Source organism: Thermococcus sp. GR6, assembly GCF_012027415.1.
Lineage (GTDB): Archaea > Methanobacteriota_B > Thermococci > Thermococcales > Thermococcaceae > Thermococcus > Thermococcus onnurineus.
In genome coordinates this window covers 529,380-546,620 of record NZ_SNUM01000001.1, presented here as the reverse complement: position 1 = coordinate 546,620, position 17,241 = coordinate 529,380, and the positions used below count along the sequence as shown (strand labels likewise).

Below are 17,241 nucleotides of genomic sequence, written 5' to 3'. Positions count from 1 at the left end.
AGAAAAAGGATGGGAGTCTTAGGCCTCCCCGAAAATTCTCTCAACGAACCACTTCTCATTGAAGGGCTTAAGATCCTCGTAGCCCTGGCCGACGCCGACGAAGAGTATCGGCGCCCCTATGGCGTGGCTTATGCTGAGTGCGGCTCCACCACGGGCATCGGCATCGAGCTTTGTGAGAATTACTCCGTCTATCTTAACAGCCTCGTTGAACTGCTTTGCCTGTTCGACTACGGCGTTTCCGGCTAAGCTGTCGCCGACGAAGATGACAAGGTCAGGCTTGGTAACGCGCACTATCTTCTTCATCTCGTCCATAAGGTTTCTGTTGAGCTCGTTTCTCCCGGCGGTGTCTATGAGGACAACATCAACGCCCCTCGCCTTCGCGTGCCCTATTGCGTCGTAGGCTACCGCCGCTGGATCAGCGCCGTAGGAGTGCTTGATAATCTTAACACCAACACGCTTTGCGTGCTCTTCTACCTGCTCTATTGCCCCTGCTCTGAAGGTGTCGCTCGCTGCTATGACGACGGAAAGGCCGTTCTTCTTGAGCAAGTGGGCGAGCTTGGCTATGGTCGTGGTCTTCCCCGAGCCGTTGAAGCCAACAAAGGCTATGACGAAGGGCTTTTCTTCCTTTGAGCGAATCATCTCGAGGAGGTCTATCCTCTTCTCTGGGGTCAGCACCTCCAGAACAGCCTCTCTGACGGCTTTCTCGACTAGTTCCTTCTTGTTCGTCCCTATCTTGACCTTCTGACCGACGAGCTTCTCTTTTATCTTCTCCTTGAGAGCTTCCACCGTTTCGAGGGCAACGTCGGCCTCGAGGAGTTCCAGCTCAAGATCCCAGAGGGCGTTCTCGACGTCTTTCTCTCTTATCTCAGTTTGGGAAACCTTCTCGACGAATGAGCCTAACTTCTCTTTCAGCTTTCCGAACATATTCACCACCTGATGAGCGAGACGCTTGGACATATATAATTATTATGAAATGCCCTCAGCGATAGCTGGTGTCATCACATCTCAGACCCGAAACCGCTCGTCATCGGGCGATGGTGAGTTATCCTGGATGTTTATAAATCAGCTCCTTCTGATGTACGTCTTGCTTTCCACCACCCTTCCATTCTCAAGGCGCATGACATCGACCCTTTCAAAGCCGACGGTTTCCCTCTTGTAGGCTACGAGGTAGTCGATGAGCTCCCTGATCGGGTAGCGCGTTATTGAGTCCTTTACGTACTTCGTCTCGTAGAGCAAGATGAGCTTATCCCTGTTCTGCTCGAGCCAGCGGTGAAGCTTTTCTCTCTCTGCTTTTGAACGAGAGAGTGGGTTCACTATGAAGTAAACATCGAAGTTCCTACCCTCGTAGGGCGAGCCGATGTAGACTTCCCCATCGACTTGGAATGGAAGGTATTCGACGAGTATGGTCTTCGTTCTCTTACTCCAGGCATCGAGGTATATCTTTGCGAGTCTCTTGCCGTCGCCAGTTATTAAAACGACTCCCGAGTTCAGTTCGGCTATTTCCTTCAGCATTGTCATCACAAAAAACTTTTACCAGATAGTTAAAATTCTTTCTCAAATTTCCGGCGTTCTCAAGACCGCAAAGTATATATCTCGACTTGGAGTTATACCTTTGAAAACTCCAGGGGTGTTAACATGAAGAAGTGGTTAAGTCTGTTTTTAATCGGCCTCCTGGCCATTAGCGTCGTGGCCAGCGGCTGCATAGGTGGAGGAGAAGAGACCACTACCAAGGGCAAGATAGCCATCGTCTATGACGTCGGTGGCAGAGGTGACCTGAGCTTCAACGACATGGCTTACCTCGGTGCTTCAAAGGCGGCTAAGGACTTCAACCTGGAGCTGGTTGAGGTCCAGAGCGCCAAGGAGACTGACTATCTCCAGAACCTTGAGACCCTTGCCCAGCAGGGCGAGTATGAGATAATTATTGCTGTCGGTTTCATGATGACCGATGCCGTTAAGCAGGTCGCCGCCAAGTACCCAGACCAGAAGTTCGCCATCATCGACGGATTTGACCCAGAGATGCCAGACAACGTCATGATGATACTCTTCAAGGAGAATGAGGGTTCAGCACTCGTCGGCGCTCTTGCAGGAATGATCGCCGCCAACGACGACAAGGACAAGGTCGGTATCGTCCTCGGCATGGAGATCCCGGTTCTCTACAAGTTCGAGGCTGGATACAGGTTCGGTGTTTCATGGGGCGTTGACTACTACAACCAGAAGATGGGCACCAACAAGAAGGTTGACGTTATCTACCAGTACACCGGAACCTTCACCGACGCGGCCAAGGGTAAGGCTGCCGCCCAGGCCCAGCTCCAGCAGGGCGCTTGGGTCATCTACCAGGTCGCCGGTGGAACCGGTGTTGGTGTCTTTGATGCTGTTGCTGAGGCTCTGAAGGCCCAGGGTAAGGACATGGGGCCGCCGTTCGCCATCGGTGTTGACTCAGCCCAGGACTGGATCAAGCCGGGCATCATCATCGCAAGCATGATGAAGAGAGTTGACGTCGGTGTCTACACCGCCGTTAAAGCGGCCGTCGAGGGCACCTTCAAGGGCGGTGTCGTCGAGCTCGGTCTCAAGGAAGGCGGTGTTGGAATAAGCACCATCGAGGACGTTAAGGAGATGTTCAACTCCCTCCCAGAGGACACCAAGAAGCAGAAGCTCCAGGAGCTTGGATTCGACAGCGAGGATCAGCTCTTCGCCAAGCTCGAGGAGACCAGGAAGCAGGTTCCCGACTGGGTCTGGCAGGCCATTGACGAGCTCAAGCAGAAGATAATCGACGGCGAGATCCAGGTTCCAGCGCCAATGGACAAGGACGGCATTGAGAAGATAAGGAACGCCAACGACTGGACTGAGATGATGGGTTGAAAACCTTTTTCTTCTTTTTCTGTTTCTCTTTGCAGGGGGTGTCGCCATGGAAGAAGTGCCGCTGATACAGATGAAGAACATTGTGAAGGTTTACTCTGATGGTACGAAGGCTCTGAAGGGTGTTGACTTTTCCGTTAAAAAAGGCGAGATTCATGGTCTGTTAGGTGAGAACGGAGCAGGTAAGACCACCCTCATGAAGATTCTCTCCGGCATGATAAAGCCCACGGAGGGTAAAATTTACATAAACGGTGAGGAAGTTCACTTTAAGAGCCCTGCAGATGCCCTGGAAAAGGGCATTGGTATCGTCCACCAGCACTTCACGCTTGTTGAGGTGTTTAACGCTCTTGAGAACATAATCCTCGGAATGGAGGGGGCACAGTTTATTCTCGAAGATAGATGTGGGAAAGGCCACGGAAAAGCTCCAGAAGCTGATGGACGAGCTGAACTTCCAGGTTCCCCTTGATATTCCGGTTGAGAAGCTGCCCGTCGGTGTCCAGCAGAGGATTGAAATCCTCAAGATGCTCTTCAGGGATGTCGACATACTTATCCTCGACGAGCCGACGGCTGTTCTAACGCCGATAGAGGTCAAAGAGCTGTTCAGGGTTCTCAACCTGCTGAAGAGCCAGGGTAAGACGATAATCTTCATCAGCCACAAGCTCAAGGAGGTCATCGAGATAACTGACCGCGTTACCGTCCTCAGGAAGGGCGAGCTCATAGGAACCATAGACACCAAGGACGCAACGCCCCAGATACTCGCCAAGATGATGGTTGGAAGAGAGGTCGTTCTCAGGGTGGAGAAGCCCCCCAAAGAGCCGGGAGCGCCTATTCTTAGGGTTGAGAACCTCTGGGTTAAGGGCGACAGAGGTGAGGACGCCGTTAAGGGTCTCTCCTTTGAGGTTCACGCCGGCGAAATATTCGGTATAGCCGGCGTTGAGGGCAACGGTCAGACCGAGCTTATAGAGGCCATAACCGGTCTCAGAAAGGTTGAGAGAGGAAAGATCATTCTCAACGGTAAGGACATCACAGACAGGCCACCGAGGGAGCTCTACGACCTCGGGTTGGCTCATATTCCAGAGGACAGAATAAACATGGGTCTCATCGTTGACATGAGCGTCGCCGAGAACTCGATCCTCGGCCTTCAGTGGAGGGAAAAATTCAAGGGACCACTCAACTCGATAAGGTGGAACGCCGTCAGGGAGCACGCTAAAAAACTCGTTGAGCAGTTCGATGTAGTCGTTCCAGGTATAAACGCTCCAGCAAAGAGCCTGAGCGGTGGAAATCAACAGAAGCTCATCGTTGCCAGAGAGGTAAGCAAGGAGCCTGTCTTGATAGTTGCATCCCAGCCCACGAGGGGTGTCGACGTTGCCTCCACTGAGTACATTAGGAACTACCTCGTCAAGCTCAGGAACGAGAACAAGGCCGTTCTGCTCGTTTCCGCCGACCTTGATGAGGTAACCCAGCTGAGCGACAGGATGGCCGTCATGTATGAGGGAGAGTTCATGGGCATCGTGAAGCCCGAGGAGGTCACAGAGGAAGAGATTGGAATGATGATGGGAGGGATCAGACGTGAATGAAAAAGTGAAGGGCTTCCTCAAGCCGCTCGCGGAGAGCCTGCTGGCGGTGTTCATTGGATTCTTCCTAGGTGCGATAATCCTCCTCGCGTTCGGTTACAGCCCCTTTGAAGCCTATTATTGGCTCCTGAGGGGTTCCCTCGGTTCCACATCAGGAATAGCCTCCACACTTAGCTACGCCACCCCGATCATGCTCACCGCCCTGACATTCGCAATAAGCGCTAGGACAGGAATCTTTAACATCGGTGCCGAGGGTTCTGTTTACTTCGGGGCAATAGCTGCGATAATATTCACCAACATCTACGGCAACGTCATCTTTGGGCTCCTCATGGGCATGCTGGTTGGGGCGATGTGGGGCCTTCCAGCAGCTTTCCTCAAGGTCTTCCGTGGCGTTCACGAAGTTATCTCAACCATTATGCTCAACTGGATAGCCTGGTACGGTGTGCTGTACCTCGTCACCGGCCCATATGCCAACCCCAACGACCCTAACAAGACCATTCTCGTCCCGGAAAGCGCAAGGCTCCCGCTCCTCGGCGCCTCAAATCTGTCGGTGGGATTCATACTCGCCATCGTAGCTTCCATCATCGTTTACTACATCCTCTGGCACACTGAGCTGGGCTTTGGCATGAGGGCCAGCGGAATGAATCCGAAGGGTGCAGAGTACGGGGGAATCGATCCAAAGAAAGCGATAATATGGTCATTTGTCATAGGCGGATTTGCGAGCGGTCTCGCTGGCGCCGTTGAGGTCATGGGAAGACCTCCAACTTATGCCATAAGCCAGGGAATGGCCAACATCTACGGCTATGGTTTCGACGGAATAGGCGTTGCCCTCGTCGGAAGAAACCACCCACTGGGCATAATCTTCGCGGCAATGTTCTTTGGCATGCTCCGTGCTGGAACAACAATGATGCAGATTGGAGCAGGGGTTCCGCTCGAGATTATCTACGTCATTCAGGGTATAATCGTCGTTGCCGTCGCGATTCCTGGTCTGATTGACATATTCAAGAACTTGAGGAGGGTGAGGGCATGAGCCTCGGATCATCAATCGTCCCAATCCTAGTGACCTCACTGATGGCCATGGTGCCCATAGTCCTTACGAGCGTTGGTGCGGTTGTCAGCGAGCGCGCTGGAATAGTCAACATCGGCTACGAGGGAATCATAATGATAAGTGCCTTCTTCGGCGCTATTGCGGCAGAAGTCAGTGGAAGCTGGTTCATCGGCCTCCTTGGAGGAGCCTTCGTCGGCGCCCTCCTCGGAATGCTCCACGGCTTCATCACGGTCTACCTCAAGGGAGACCACATCATCCCGGGTATTGGTATAAACCTCCTCGCCATGGGTCTCGTCCCCTTCGGTATCATGGCCTACTGGGGAACGGCAGGCCAGCACCAGGTTCCAGACACCGTCAGGGTTCCCAACTGGAACACCACCTACGGGAACATCAGCCCCATGATAATAGTGACCCTCGTCATAACTTTCCTCACCTACTGGGTGCTCTTCAAAACGCCGCTCGGGCTGAGGATAAGGGCCATGGGTGAGAACCCAGAGGCGGCAGATGCCATAGGCCTGAACGTTGAGAAGTACCGCTTCTGGGCGGCAGTGTACGGTGCTGCACTGGCGGGTCTCGCTGGAGCCTACATCAGCATAGACTGGGTCGGAGCGGTCACCAAGAACGTTGCAGCTGGAAGGGGTTTCATAGCGCTCGCCAATATGGTGTTCAGCGGCTGGAACCCGCTAATGGCTCTGGTCGGAGGATTCCTCTTTGGATTCTTCGACACGGTGGCAATATGGGTCCAGTCCAGCCAGGTCGTTCCGTGGCAGTTCGTCCAGATGCTGCCCTACGTGATGACCATCATCATTGTGGCTGGAATAATAGGAAAGGTCCGCCCGCCCAAGTGGGACGGCAGGCCCTACAAGAGGGAGTGACTCTCTTCTCATTTTCTCTTTCCCGACAAAGTTGGGAGAAAGGAAAGGCTCACTTCTTGAGGATTACTCCAAGAGCAGTTCCTAAGACAAGACCAACAATGATGGAAACGACGACATACTGTGTGACGTCTGTCCTAGCCTCGGCTAGTTCTTCAGGAGGCTTTTCTCCGAGCGCCTTGATCACCGCGGCGCTGTTCTCTATAAGCACCTCCGTGTAGGGCTTGTCCTTCCAGAAGACCGTTATCTCGGCCAGGGGCTTCCCGCTCTTTACAGCTAACTCCTTAGCTGCCTCCTTCAGCTGGTCAGGGCTTTCCTTTCCATAAACTATGAGGTCGGTTTTCTCGGCGGCGGAGACGAGCTCGTCAACTCCAAGTGCTGGGACTTCTTCCTCTGGCTTTATTGAGGCAACTGCCTTTATGCCGAGCCACTCAATGGCGTACTGGTTGGAGGGCATCTGTATGACAGCAGTCCTGTTTTCCATCACAAGGGCCTTATAAGCCCCGACGATGGTCCCAACGCGCTCCCTGAAGCTCTTGAACTCCTTTCTGTATAGCTCGGCATTGTACGGGTCGGCCTTCTCGAGGGCCTTCTCGGTTGCCTGAGCTATTGCCATCGCATTGTGGGGATCGAGCCATATACCGTGTGAGTTGTCCTTGCTGTTGTACCAGTGCTCGCTTAGATACCGGAAGCCTTCAGCTTTGTAGTCGTCTATGAAGAGTGCCTCGCCGGTTATCGTTCCCTCCTTTTTCAGTTCGGCGATTCTCTTTTCCACAGGTAAATGACCTCCAGTGGTCACTATGACGTCTGCCTGGCGCAGGAGCTCGATCTGGCTTGCTGTCAGCTGGTACTCGTGCGGATCTGCGCCGAGAGGGATTATGTAAACAACCTCCACAGAATCCCCGAAGGCATCTTGAACTATCGCTGCCAAAGGTGCTATACTCGTCACCACGAGAGGCTTTTCTCCAGCCCCACTGGTGAGTGGAATGAATGATCCGATTAAAAGCAACGCTATGAGTAGAGTTCTCGCCCTCATTTTCGGCCACCCTAACAGAATTCAACGCTTAACTTTAAATGTTGTCGGAAAGTTTTATAAGTTTCCGCCCGCACTACCACTTGGTGTCGTCATGAAGAGATTAGCGGCGTTAATAATCATGCTGTTGTTCCTGAGTAGTGCTGTCCCAGTAAGCGCTTACGATGTCAGCTCCAAGGTTTCGGTAACCATAAGCCCCAACTCGGAACTTCTTTCAGTGGTCTATTATCTGGCTTTTGGAAGAAACGATATCTTCGTCATAGACAGAGAGGACTACCTCAGTGATGTTGATTCTTACTTTGGCCCATATAGAAATCATCCTGTCGTCAAGATGCTCAGGGAGAATTTGGAGAACGCTACGACGATCCCAGACAGGGACATGAGGCTCTACTACCTCGAGGCATATCTTTTGACGTGCACGGAGCCGCCAGAGCTGGAACCTCTGGTTCTTGTGAATGATGAGTGGTTCTTTAGATTCCTGAGCGCTCTTCGGGATTTTGCAGAGAAAACGGACTTTATGGAATTTTACAAAACCAGTCAGAGGTATTATCAGGAAGACCTTAATACCTACATCACTGCTCTAGAACTTTTACCTCCCGATGAGTTTATGGGGCAATACGTTAGCATTTCAAACGTGCGCTTTGAGTTTCTGCATCCCTACCTCGTTGCCATCCATGGCCACAGCTTCAACCCGATAATCAACGGCACGCAGATATACGGCGCTGGCGGAATGATTCCCCTGGTGAGGCGCGACCCACAGAGGACTGAGTGGACATACAAGACAGCCCGCGACACAATGTTTGGTCTGCCGCTCAATAGGGACTACATTAAGAACAAGAGACTGGACGAGCTTATCTATCTCGGCTTCGTATACCACGAGCTTGGCCATGACATCACGACCAAGGAACTGAACTGGAACTACGACCTCACCTACGACCTCAGATACCTCGAGGATACGATAGAGGGGGATATGCCTTACCTTGCGACATATGACATCCACTTCTGGTGGGACACGATGATGGTGTACGAGGGCTTCGCCGACGGGTGGATGGACTTTTCACTGAAGAGTGTTGATCCCGCCTACTTGGAGCTGGCGATGTGGATGCAGAGGGCATGGGGAGAGTTCTGGATAGAAGACATGGTTGAAATCTACGAGAAGTACACCCTGATAAGCGTTCAGGAAGGGAAACCTCTGGGCGACTACGTCGTTGACATGATGAGCGAGCTCAAGGAAAAGGTTTCGCCCGAGAAAGCGGGAGAGTTATACCAAAAGCGTGTTCCAGTGACACCCCTCAGGGCCCTTGACAGGGGAGCCGTTGCCAGAAAGGTTATCGTAGTTTACGGCACCCAGAATCCAGACCCGAGTGGAACCGAATATGACAGGGAGACGGCTGAGATTGTTGCGAATTACCTTGAGACCTTCTACTCCCAGTGGCCAGACGGCGTCGAGGTGATCATTAAGGCCGACGTTAACGTTACCGACGAAGAACTGAAGGAGAACCTTATCCTCATTGGCGGCCCCCTTGCCAACAAGATTGTCGCCGAACTCCAGGACGACTTCCCGTTGCGCTTTGTGAAATACGGAGACGAGTGGGTTTTGGAACGGTCGGAGCACTGGAACTGGGAGATTGCCTCCTTCATACTCCAAGAGAATGATGCCTATCCAGTCCTTGAGGGCTGGAATGCCAACTACCTCAACGCATCGGTGATAATGGCCATCAGGAACCCGCTCAATCCTGAAAACTACATTGTATGGATAGCTGGAGCAGATCGCTACGGCACGAGACTTTACAAGAATCCAACCTACTACCTCAGCAGCTACGAAATCTTCAATGGAAAAGAGATAGAGATGGGATTCTACGTTCAGCCGCTCGCGTCTTCCTGATTGGGGCTGGTCTCTTCCGCTTTCTGCCCTTCCTTTCCGTTTCCGTTGCTTTTTATGTGCGGCTTGCCGATGGCTATGGTAAATCCCTTGAAGCTGTCATCCTTCCTGTTGAACTCCATGGCTAATGGGAGGCCATGGTCGTCGTTGAAGACTATTCTCACTATCCTCGCCCGCGAGTGGTCGTTCAGGTAGTCCTCCTTCAGCTGCTCGTAGTTGTCTATGGCCTCGTTGATGCTCTCGCTATGCATGTCGTAGATTTCCCTGGCATAGACGCTGTGGTTTTTGATTTCCTCGACGGTCTTCTTCCGGTCCAAGCTACCACACCCTCAGGCTTTGCGCCAGGCTCCGTCGCGGAACTTAAAAACCTTCCTGCGCTCGGCCATTCTGAGGGCTTCCTCAAGTCTGCCTTTTGGAACCTCAATGCCGTGGAGCTCCTTGAAGAGCTCGACGATTTCATCGGTGGTTAGGGCTTCCTTCTCCTCGAAGATGTTGTTGACGAGATTTATCATATCCTCCACGAAATTCCAGGGGAAGACTATCCAGGCCCAGTCGATCTCCTCGCCGTAGTAGTCTGGGTTGAAGCGGGAGCCTCTTATTGTAAGCAGTGTTGCCGCCCTAACCTCTGCCGGATTCTGGCTCTCCACGTAATTCTTCGCCAGGGTTAAGCTCTCTCCAGTGTCACTGATGTCGTCCACGATAAGAACATTCTTTCCGCTCATGTCGTAGTTGCTGCCGTACTTGAGTCTTGCCTTTCCGTCCGGAGTGGCTGTAACACCCCAGTGCTCCACCTTGAGGCTGACGAGGTCCTTAACGCCGAGGTAATCGCAGTAAAGCCTTGCCGCAATCCAGCCACCTCTGGCAAGACCGACTATAACGTCCGGTCTCCAGCCGTCTTCAAGAACCTTCCATGCGCCCTCCTTTGCCCACTTTTCTATATCGTCCCAAGAAGCGAGATAAGCCGGAAACTTCTTCATTGGATTTCCCTTAACGGAGCAAAGGAAAGGTTATATTTAAGCCTTACGCTCAGCGTTTTGACTGGAAGGTGGCAAAAAGAGGCAGAAAAAATCAAACACTAATCCTCTTCCATATTGTTCCTTGTGGCGTGTCCTCAAGCTGTATGCCCAGAGCCTTGAGCTCGTCTCTGATTTTATCCGCCAGAGTGAAGTTGCGCTGCTTCCTGAGCTCCGCCCTTACTGAGACAAGGAGCTCTATGAGTGCCTCCTCATCACCGGCTTTCTGCTCCTTGAAGTAGTCCTCGAAGAGACCGAAGACCTCGCTTATTATCTTGAAGAACTCCAGTGCCTTCTTGAGAACGCTCTCCTTGGGCTTCTTGACCTTCGTGAGGTAGCGGTTAACCGCGTTGGAGACCTCAAAGACGGCCTTGAGGGCCTCGGCCGTGTTGAAGTCGTCGTCCATGGCATCGTAGAACTTCTTTCTTGCTTCCCTGACGGTCTCGTAGAGCTCGAACTCCTCTTCGTCCCATCTGAATGCAACATCGGCCTTCTCCATCGCCACGCGGATGTTTTCGAGGGTGTTGTAGAGCCTCTCAAGGTTGTTCTTGGCGTGCTGGATGCCCTCCTCTGTGTAGTCGAGTGGTGAGCGGTAGTGCTTCTGGAGGACAAAGAAGCGTATGACCTCCGGGCTGTACTTCTGGAGGAGCTCCCTTATCGTCACGAAGTTACCGAGGCTCTTACTCATCTTTTCTCCGGAAACCATCACGAAGCCTGTATGGAGCCAGTACCTGACCCACTCATGGTCGGTACACGCCTCGCTCTGGGCTATCTCATTCTCGTGGTGCGGAAAGATGAGGTCGTTCCCGCCACCATGGATGTCAAAGCTCTCGCCGAGATACTTTGTGCTCATCGTGGAGCACTCGATGTGCCAGCCGGGCCTGCCTTCGCCCCAGGGGCTTTCCCATTTAGGTTCTCCGGGCTTGGCCTTCTTCCAGAGGGCGAAGTCTTCAGGATTCTTCTTGCCTTCGCCAGGTTCAACCCTCGCCCCCTTAACTAGCTCTTCAAGCTTTATTCCGCTCAGCTTACCATAGTCCTTGAACTTCCTGACCTCGAAGTATACCCCATCGTTCCCCTCGTAGGCGTAGCCCTTTTCTTGGAGCTTCCTCACGAAGTCTATAATGTCCTGAATGTGCTCCGTAACGCGCGGATAGATATCGGCCGGTTTGACCTTCAAAGCTTTCATATCCTCGAGGAAGTAGCGAAGGAACTTCTCAGCGAGCTCCTTAGGGTCTTCGCCGGTCTCGTTGGCGCGCCTGATAATCTTGTCGTCTATGTCGGTGAAGTTCATGACCATGAGAACGGTATAACCTCTGTGCTCGAGGTAGCGCCTGATGACGTCGAAGGCTATGTAGGTTCTGGCGTGACCGAGGTGGGTGTAATCGTAAACCGTTGGACCGCAGACGTACATCCTGACCTCCCCTTCCCTCAGGGGCCTGAACTCCTCCTTCTGCTTCGTCAGGGTGTTGTACACTCTAATGGCCATCTTTCTCACCCCCGGGTGAACTTTGCCGAGGCGTTTTATTAGGTTATCGCCCGGTGGGAAAGCTTAAAAACCAACTCCCTTAATCGGGGTAGGAGCACGAAAAGGAGGTAATGCTCATGGTCAAGGTTCAGAAGGGAGACGTCATAAGGCTTCACTACACCGGTAAGGTCAAAGAAACCGGGGAGATTTTTGACACCACCTATGAGGAGGTTGCCAAAGAGGCCGGCATCTACAACGAGAAGGGCATCTACGGCCCTGTCCCGATAGCGGTTGGGGCTGGCCACGTGCTTAAGGGCCTTGACGAGCAGCTTGAGGGGTTAGAAGTCGGCAAGAAGTACGAGATAATTATCCCGCCTGAGAAAGGCTTTGGAAAGCGCGATCCCAAGCTCATCAAGACATTCACCCTCGGCCAGTTCAGGAGGCAGGGCATCTTCCCGTTCCCCGGAATGCCGGTTGAGATAGAGACCGAGAGTGGCAGGAAGCTCAAGGGCAAGGTCCTCACCGTCAGCGGCGGCAGGGTGAGGGTTGACTTCAACCACCCCTATGCCGGCAAGCACCTCGTCTATGAGGTCGAGGTCGTCGAGAAGATAGAGGACCCGATAGAGAAGGTCAAGGCCCTCATAGAGCTCCGCATGCCAATGGTCAAGCCGGAGGAGGTCATCATCGAGGTCGGTGAGAAAGACGTCAGCGTTGACTTTAGCAATGTCGAGATAGACAGAAACACCCTCGTTCTCGGCGAGATACTCCTTGAGAGCGACCTCAAGTTCATAGGCTACGAGGAAGTCAAGTTCAAGCCAAGCGTCGACGAGCTTCTCAAGCCACCGGAAAAGGAGGAGCAGGTCACAGAGCTCGAGGAAGAGGTCAGCGAGCCGCTCATCGAGAAGGCCGAAGAGGAAAAGCCCGCGGAAGAGACCACCGAAACTGAGGGAGTGAAGGCCGAGGAAAGCGAGGAGAAGAAGGAAGAGACTTCCGAGGGTGAGGAGGTCAAGGAGGAGCCAGAGAGCAGGAAAGAAGAGCAGGCTGAGGAGAAACCGAAGAAAAAGGCCACCAAGAAGTCCAAAACCACCAGAAAGAGGAGCACCTCAGCCAAGAAGAGGAAAACTACCAAAAAGAAGACCGAGAAACCAGCCGAGAGTGCCGAGGAGAAGAAGGGAGAGACTGAGTGAGGCCAAAACTTTTATCTTCTTTTCCTAACTTTTCTCCATGGAACTGAAGCGAAACCTCTGGCTTCTCTATGCGCTCTCCCTTGTGTTCATTCCCCTTGTTTGGGGTAGGGGAGACAATGTTTTCGGGTGGGCGGCTTACAACGCGGCTTTTTACGTCGTTCTGCCGTTGGCCGTTGGTTACCTTCTCGGTTTTAAGCCAAGAGAACTCGGCTTTCAACTTGGAAACCGAGAGGGTTACAAGTGGTTTGCCGTTCTATTTTTGCTCTCGATCCTGATAAGCCTGTATGGGACGACGGTTCCCGAGATGAAAAACTACTATCCAATATTCGCTTACTCCAACTGGACCGACTTTCTCCTCAAGGAGCTTGCTGTTGGTGCGATAATGTTCGCCCACGAGGCCTTCTATCGGGGGATATTGCTCTTCCCGCTGGCGAAGAAGAATGAATGGCTCGCTATACTGGCCCAGGATGTTCCCTACACCTTAGTTCACATCGGAAAGCCCGGTATCGAAATCCCCTACGCATTCTTTGCGGGAATAGTCTTCGCAAAAATGGATTTGAAGGGTAAGAGCTTCCTTCCGAGCTTTCTCCTCCACTGGCTCGGCTCGGTCCTCTTCGACGTCATGTGCGTTCTCCTTTGAGCAAGCCTTTTTAAATCTGCCTCGAAGGAATGTTTATGCTCGGAGCCGAGGTGTACTCTCGCGGCCGCTTCTGGGAGGTTGACTTACTCAGGGGGATAGGCATCACTATGATGGTTGTCTCCAACTTCGTCACGGATTTACAGCTCTTCCTGAACTATTCAGGACATCCCTTCTTTTGGAAGGCTTTCGCCTATGCAACGGCATCGATATTCGTCTTCGTCTCCGGCCTCTCCTTCTGGATAAGTTACTCCCGGACGATCAAGAAGAACCCCCGTCCCTACGCCAAGTACTTCAGGAGATTCCTTAAGCTCTTCGGCCTGGGCATGCTGATAACAGTTGTCACGTACCTTTTCCTCGACGGCATGACAATTTACTTTGGGATTCTCCACTTCCTCGGCGCCGCAACGCTCTTAGCGATTCCCTTCTACCGCTTTGGGAAGCTTAATCTCTTGTGGGCGGTCTTCTTCATCTTCGGCTCCCTCTGGGTGAGAAACCTAATCGGTCCTGCGTGGCTTCTTCCCCTCGGAATAACCTTCAAAGGATTTTCTTCCCCGGACTATTTCCCGATATTTCCCTGGTTTGGGATTTACCTCCTCGGTCTCACAGCAGGCAGCGTCTTCTATCCGGAGGGAATGAGGAAAAAGGAGCTGAGAATTCCCGCAAACCCTCTCGTTTTAGCCCTCTGCGTGGCCGGCAGGCACACTCTCGGCATATATCTCGTCCATCAGCCCCTGCTGGTTGGTCTCCTCATGCTGATTTACGGCCCTCTTCCCGGGATTTCCCTTTAGCCTCAACCCTTGCCGTTCCGTAGCCGACGAAGAGTACCTTATCCGGGTCCAGAGCCCTCAGCACCTCTGGCCTGTGGGTAATTATGAGGGCGGTGATGCCGGCCTCCCTGATAATCTCGGCCACCTTTTTGGCCACTCTCATGGCCGTGAGCGTATCGAGATGAGCTGCAAACTCGTCCATGAGGAGGAGATTTGGCTTCTCAGCGAGGAGTGAAGCTATCTTTGCCCTTTCCTTCTGACCTGTAGAGAGCTCACCGAACTTTGCACGGTAGAGAACTGCGTCGCTCAGTCCAGCCCTGTTGAGCACCTCCACAGCCGCGTTGAGGTCTCTAATCTTTCTGTACACGTGCTCCAATATGCTTTCAGAGCCAAAGGAAGGCTCAAATTCCCCGGGTATAAGCACGGAAACCTTGACGTTCTCCGGGACGCTGATTTCTCCTTCACTCGGTCTGTACTTTTCCTCCCAGTAGCCCTTCGCCGCTCCGAGGATGAGCCTCAGCAGGGTCGTTTTTCCAGCTCCACTCGCACCGACTACCGCTATCAGCTCTCCAGGCTTTATCTCAAAGTTAAGGTTCCTCAAAACTGGACGCTGTATAACCCTGTGCCTGACTCCAAAGGCTTTCAGCAGTTCTTGAATCTCCTCAGGTAATCCTTTAACGTCGAGCTCGCTCTCGAAGACCTTGCTAACGTTCTTAAAGACTATCGGGCCGCTCAGAGGCTCGACCTTACCGTAGCTCGGCCTCCACAGGCGACCGTCCTCTGGCGCGTAGGGGTCTTCGTGAAGGAAGCGCTCGATGTATTCTTTGGCCTCTTCAGTGAGTGGATAGAAGAGGACAGGCCTTCCGCTTGCCGTCTCCCAAAGGAACTTGAAGCCGACCTTCTCGAAGAAGGGGTTGTAGCGGGCCATCTGCGCTATGGTCTCTACTATGTGTTTCCTCTTTCTCATCTCCGGGACCCTGCGCTCGGCTATCCACTCAAGGGCAGCCCTAACGCTCAGCTGGCCCAAGCCATCGGAACGGTAGTCCGGATGAACCACAACACGCGCAATCCTAGCGCCAGCAGTGTTGGTTTCTTTCAAAGCTCTCCACTTGGCTTCTTCCCATAGGAGGGAACGCGCTACCTTTCTTCCGTGATTCCTTTTGAGCTCCTCGTAGAGTTCTTTCATGATCTTCTCTGGCCAGAATGCCGGATGGAACCAGTCCTCGGGAAAGACTTTCTCACGGATGTTCCTTTCAATTTCACCGTTGGGCAACCGTCTGTGCATCAGCGGAATCGGCGGATCAATTCTTACGTAGGCTAAAATCCTGGGCTCGTACTCCTCCCTTTCGACGAGTTCAAGGAGCAGGAAGCGAGAAGCTGGAGTAGAGCCCTTAATCTCGAGGATATGGCTTTCAGTGCCGCAGACTGGGCACTTCTGCTTGGTGTTTGCCTCGAAGATGTGGCCATTCTCACAGCGCCACAATGCCACCGTTTCCTTCTGGCTGGCGTAGTGATATTGCTCCAGCTCGGCTATGGCTTCGAAGTCGCTCTCGTATTTGGCCTCTCTTGCCCTCAGCTTGTACGTGTAGAGGAGCTCCCCCGTGAGTGGGGAGAAGCGCTTGGCCTCTACTTCCTTCTCCCAGAGGGGCCAGGCCTTTATCTTATCGCCAGAGTAGAACTTATAGAGCTCATAGTCGTCGAAGTCAAGAACTTTGTAGTCCCCCTTTTCCTTCGGCGTTTCTCTAATCCTAATTTCCACTTCATCGCCCGTCAGGAACCACTGGGCAACGTTGCCCGTCATGTAGAGTCTGAACTTTCCTTTCTCAGTTTCAACCTCGAGAATCCCAAACCATCGATGCTTGAAGCGCGGGATTTCGCTCCCGACAACCCGACCCCGAAGAATCACCGGCTATCACCATCGGTAATTGGAGAAATGAAATTAATAACTGTTCTCCTTCACCATTAATCTCTTTGTGGCACCACGAGCCATTCTGATCACTGCTCATCTACTGGAGGAAACTCCCTTGTGAGAAGCTTCCACTCCGGATTCTTCCAGACTTCACGGGACATTACTATGAGTATTATCGAATCGGTCACCAAGGCATAATCTTTGAGATTCAAAACCTGAAAACCTGCTGAAAGCTGTTCTTGATAGCGAGATACTCTATGCAGTCCATCAGAACGACCTTGGGTGTTTCGTTTTCTTTGATCTTAACATCCTCCGGTTCTTCACACCTGTTGTAGAAGGAAACAGTGGTGACACTTAGGAACTATAAACTTTTACAATTGGATCGTGCTAACCTACAAATTTGCCAACTACTTACGGATGATTTTTGTCATTTCTACAGACTGGCAAATGTTGCAATGATGTTAGTACAGAAATTAAAAAATAAAAAACCACAAACTATATCAAAGCTTTTTCATCAAGTTCGCCATCTCCAAAGCTGCCATCGCATACTCAAATCCTTTATTGCTCTTTATTCCAGCCCTGTTCAATCCTTGAAGCTCGTCCTCAACGGCTATGACACCGAAGATAACTGGAACACCAGTGATCAGGCCAGCTTGGGCGACCCCCTTGGATACTTCGTTGGCAACGAGGTCGAAGTGCTTAGTCTCGCCTCTAACAACAACACCTAAAGCCAAAATGGCATCGTATTTTCCACTCTCGGCGAGCTTTTTGGCTATAATTGGGATCTCAAAGGATCCGGGAACCTTGAAGACGTCCACTCTTTCGACACCGTGCCTCTCGAAGCAGTCTATGGCTCCGCTCAGTAGCTCATCCGTCAAGAGGTCGTTGAACCTGGCAACAACTATCGCCATGCTGAGGCCATCTCCCTTAAATTCGCCCTCAAACACCCTAACCTTCATACCATCACCTCCGTTTGTTACTTTGGTAATTGCATA

The 17,241-nt window shown here is 52.3% G+C and carries 15 protein-coding genes and 1 pseudogene; 8 read left to right on the top strand and 8 right to left on the bottom strand.

The features are described 5' to 3' along the window. Positions 1-18: 18 nt before the first annotated feature. Positions 19-924: a signal recognition particle-docking protein FtsY gene (gene ftsY / locus E3E32_RS03070; RefSeq protein WP_167730109.1), complete on the bottom strand. Its 906-nt coding sequence runs from the start codon at positions 922-924 to the stop codon at positions 19-21. A gap of 138 nt (positions 925-1,062) precedes the next feature. After that, complete coding sequence (locus tag E3E32_RS03065) at positions 1,063-1,512, bottom strand: hypothetical protein (protein ID WP_167730933.1); 450 nt, start codon at positions 1,510-1,512, stop codon at positions 1,063-1,065. 123 nt (positions 1,513-1,635) lie between these two features. Between E3E32_RS03065 and E3E32_RS03060 the strand changes: the two genes are divergently transcribed. The 4 genes and pseudogenes from E3E32_RS03060 to E3E32_RS03045 all read left to right on the top strand — a co-directional run bounded on the left by E3E32_RS03060 (position 1,636) and on the right by E3E32_RS03045 (position 6,353). Further along, on the top strand, positions 1,636-2,859 hold the full coding sequence (locus E3E32_RS03060) for a BMP family protein (protein ID WP_167730108.1): 1,224 nt from the start codon (positions 1,636-1,638) through the stop codon (positions 2,857-2,859). Between the two features lie 46 nt (positions 2,860-2,905). Beyond that, a pseudogene (locus E3E32_RS03055) lies at positions 2,906-4,433 on the top strand (ABC transporter ATP-binding protein). Beyond that, positions 4,426-5,460 (top strand): ABC transporter permease, encoded by a 1,035-nt coding sequence (locus E3E32_RS03050; RefSeq protein WP_167730107.1) that lies wholly within the window; start codon positions 4,426-4,428, stop codon positions 5,458-5,460. Before E3E32_RS03055 ends, E3E32_RS03050 begins: the two are co-directional and overlap by 8 nt. After that, positions 5,457-6,353: an ABC transporter permease gene (locus E3E32_RS03045; protein ID WP_167730106.1), complete on the top strand. Its 897-nt coding sequence runs from the start codon at positions 5,457-5,459 to the stop codon at positions 6,351-6,353. Before E3E32_RS03050 ends, E3E32_RS03045 begins: the two co-directional genes overlap by 4 nt. A 49-nt stretch (positions 6,354-6,402) precedes the next feature. Here E3E32_RS03045 and E3E32_RS03040 read toward each other — a convergent pair whose 3' ends face one another. Then, complete coding sequence (locus E3E32_RS03040; protein ID WP_167730105.1) at positions 6,403-7,386, bottom strand: metal ABC transporter solute-binding protein, Zn/Mn family; 984 nt, start codon at positions 7,384-7,386, stop codon at positions 6,403-6,405. A 91-nt stretch (positions 7,387-7,477) separates the two neighbouring features. Here E3E32_RS03040 and E3E32_RS03035 point away from each other — a divergent pair, with 91 nt between their 5' ends. Then, on the top strand, positions 7,478-9,268 hold the full coding sequence (locus E3E32_RS03035; protein WP_167730104.1) for a DUF4932 domain-containing protein: 1,791 nt from the start codon (positions 7,478-7,480) through the stop codon (positions 9,266-9,268). Here E3E32_RS03035 and E3E32_RS03030 read toward each other — a convergent pair. The 3 genes from E3E32_RS03030 to cysS form a co-directional block, all read right to left on the bottom strand. Beyond that, positions 9,247-9,582, bottom strand: coding sequence for a hypothetical protein (locus E3E32_RS03030; RefSeq protein ID WP_167730103.1), 336 nt, complete (start codon positions 9,580-9,582; stop codon positions 9,247-9,249). The genes E3E32_RS03035 and E3E32_RS03030 overlap by 22 nt on opposite strands. Positions 9,583-9,594: 12 nt before the next feature. Beyond that, on the bottom strand, positions 9,595-10,242 hold the full coding sequence (locus tag E3E32_RS03025; RefSeq protein WP_167730102.1) for a phosphoribosyltransferase: 648 nt from the start codon (positions 10,240-10,242) through the stop codon (positions 9,595-9,597). Between the two features lie 91 nt (positions 10,243-10,333). Next, positions 10,334-11,764, bottom strand: a complete 1,431-nt coding sequence (cysS, locus tag E3E32_RS03020; protein WP_167730101.1) for a cysteine--tRNA ligase — start codon at positions 11,762-11,764, stop codon at positions 10,334-10,336. Between the two features lie 116 nt (positions 11,765-11,880). Here cysS and E3E32_RS03015 point away from each other — a divergent pair, with 116 nt between their 5' ends. Genes E3E32_RS03015 through E3E32_RS03005 form a run of 3 tightly spaced genes read left to right on the top strand, consistent with a single transcriptional unit; the run spans position 11,881 to position 14,358 of the window. Further along, positions 11,881-12,930, top strand: a complete 1,050-nt coding sequence (locus tag E3E32_RS03015; RefSeq protein ID WP_167730932.1) for a peptidylprolyl isomerase — start codon at positions 11,881-11,883, stop codon at positions 12,928-12,930. 37 nt (positions 12,931-12,967) lie between these two features. After that, positions 12,968-13,570, top strand: a complete 603-nt coding sequence (gene mrtA / locus E3E32_RS03010) for a CPBP family archaeomyxosortase MrtA (protein WP_167730100.1) — start codon at positions 12,968-12,970, stop codon at positions 13,568-13,570. Between the two features lie 35 nt (positions 13,571-13,605). Then, a complete protein-coding gene (locus E3E32_RS03005; RefSeq protein WP_167730099.1) occupies positions 13,606-14,358 on the top strand; it encodes a heparan-alpha-glucosaminide N-acetyltransferase in 753 nt (250 codons plus the stop codon). On the opposite strand, the gene E3E32_RS03000 is transcribed toward E3E32_RS03005, so the two are convergent. Together E3E32_RS03000 and ribH are read right to left on the bottom strand one after the other, a co-directional pair. After that, positions 14,318-16,243: a GNAT family N-acetyltransferase gene (locus tag E3E32_RS03000; protein ID WP_167730098.1), complete on the bottom strand. Its 1,926-nt coding sequence runs from the start codon at positions 16,241-16,243 to the stop codon at positions 14,318-14,320. The two genes, E3E32_RS03005 and E3E32_RS03000, sit on opposite strands and share 41 nt — an antisense overlap. A 503-nt stretch (positions 16,244-16,746) precedes the next feature. Continuing rightward, on the bottom strand, positions 16,747-17,205 hold the full coding sequence (gene ribH, locus E3E32_RS02995) for a 6,7-dimethyl-8-ribityllumazine synthase (RefSeq protein WP_167730097.1): 459 nt from the start codon (positions 17,203-17,205) through the stop codon (positions 16,747-16,749). Positions 17,206-17,241: the final 36 nt, after the last annotated feature.

Excerpts from the sequence above, each read along its gene's own strand:
- ftsY (WP_167730109.1), bottom strand. The coding sequence starts at position 924 with ATGTTCGGAAAGCTGAAAGAGAAGTTAGGCTCATTCGTCGAGAAGGTT.
- E3E32_RS03065 (WP_167730933.1), bottom strand. The coding sequence starts at position 1,512 with ATGCTGAAGGAAATAGCCGAACTGAACTCGGGAGTCGTTTTAATAACT.
- E3E32_RS03060 (WP_167730108.1), top strand. The coding sequence starts at position 1,636 with ATGAAGAAGTGGTTAAGTCTGTTTTTAATCGGCCTCCTGGCCATTAGC.
- E3E32_RS03045 (WP_167730106.1), top strand. The coding sequence starts at position 5,457 with ATGAGCCTCGGATCATCAATCGTCCCAATCCTAGTGACCTCACTGATG.
- E3E32_RS03040 (WP_167730105.1), bottom strand. The coding sequence starts at position 7,386 with ATGAGGGCGAGAACTCTACTCATAGCGTTGCTTTTAATCGGATCATTC.
- E3E32_RS03035 (WP_167730104.1), top strand. The coding sequence starts at position 7,478 with ATGAAGAGATTAGCGGCGTTAATAATCATGCTGTTGTTCCTGAGTAGT.
- E3E32_RS03025 (WP_167730102.1), bottom strand. The coding sequence starts at position 10,242 with ATGAAGAAGTTTCCGGCTTATCTCGCTTCTTGGGACGATATAGAAAAG.
- cysS (WP_167730101.1), bottom strand. The coding sequence starts at position 11,764 with ATGGCCATTAGAGTGTACAACACCCTGACGAAGCAGAAGGAGGAGTTC.
- E3E32_RS03015 (WP_167730932.1), top strand. The coding sequence starts at position 11,881 with ATGGTCAAGGTTCAGAAGGGAGACGTCATAAGGCTTCACTACACCGGT.
- mrtA (WP_167730100.1), top strand. The coding sequence starts at position 12,968 with ATGGAACTGAAGCGAAACCTCTGGCTTCTCTATGCGCTCTCCCTTGTG.
- E3E32_RS03005 (WP_167730099.1), top strand. The coding sequence starts at position 13,606 with ATGCTCGGAGCCGAGGTGTACTCTCGCGGCCGCTTCTGGGAGGTTGAC.
- ribH (WP_167730097.1), bottom strand. The coding sequence starts at position 17,205 with ATGAAGGTTAGGGTGTTTGAGGGCGAATTTAAGGGAGATGGCCTCAGC.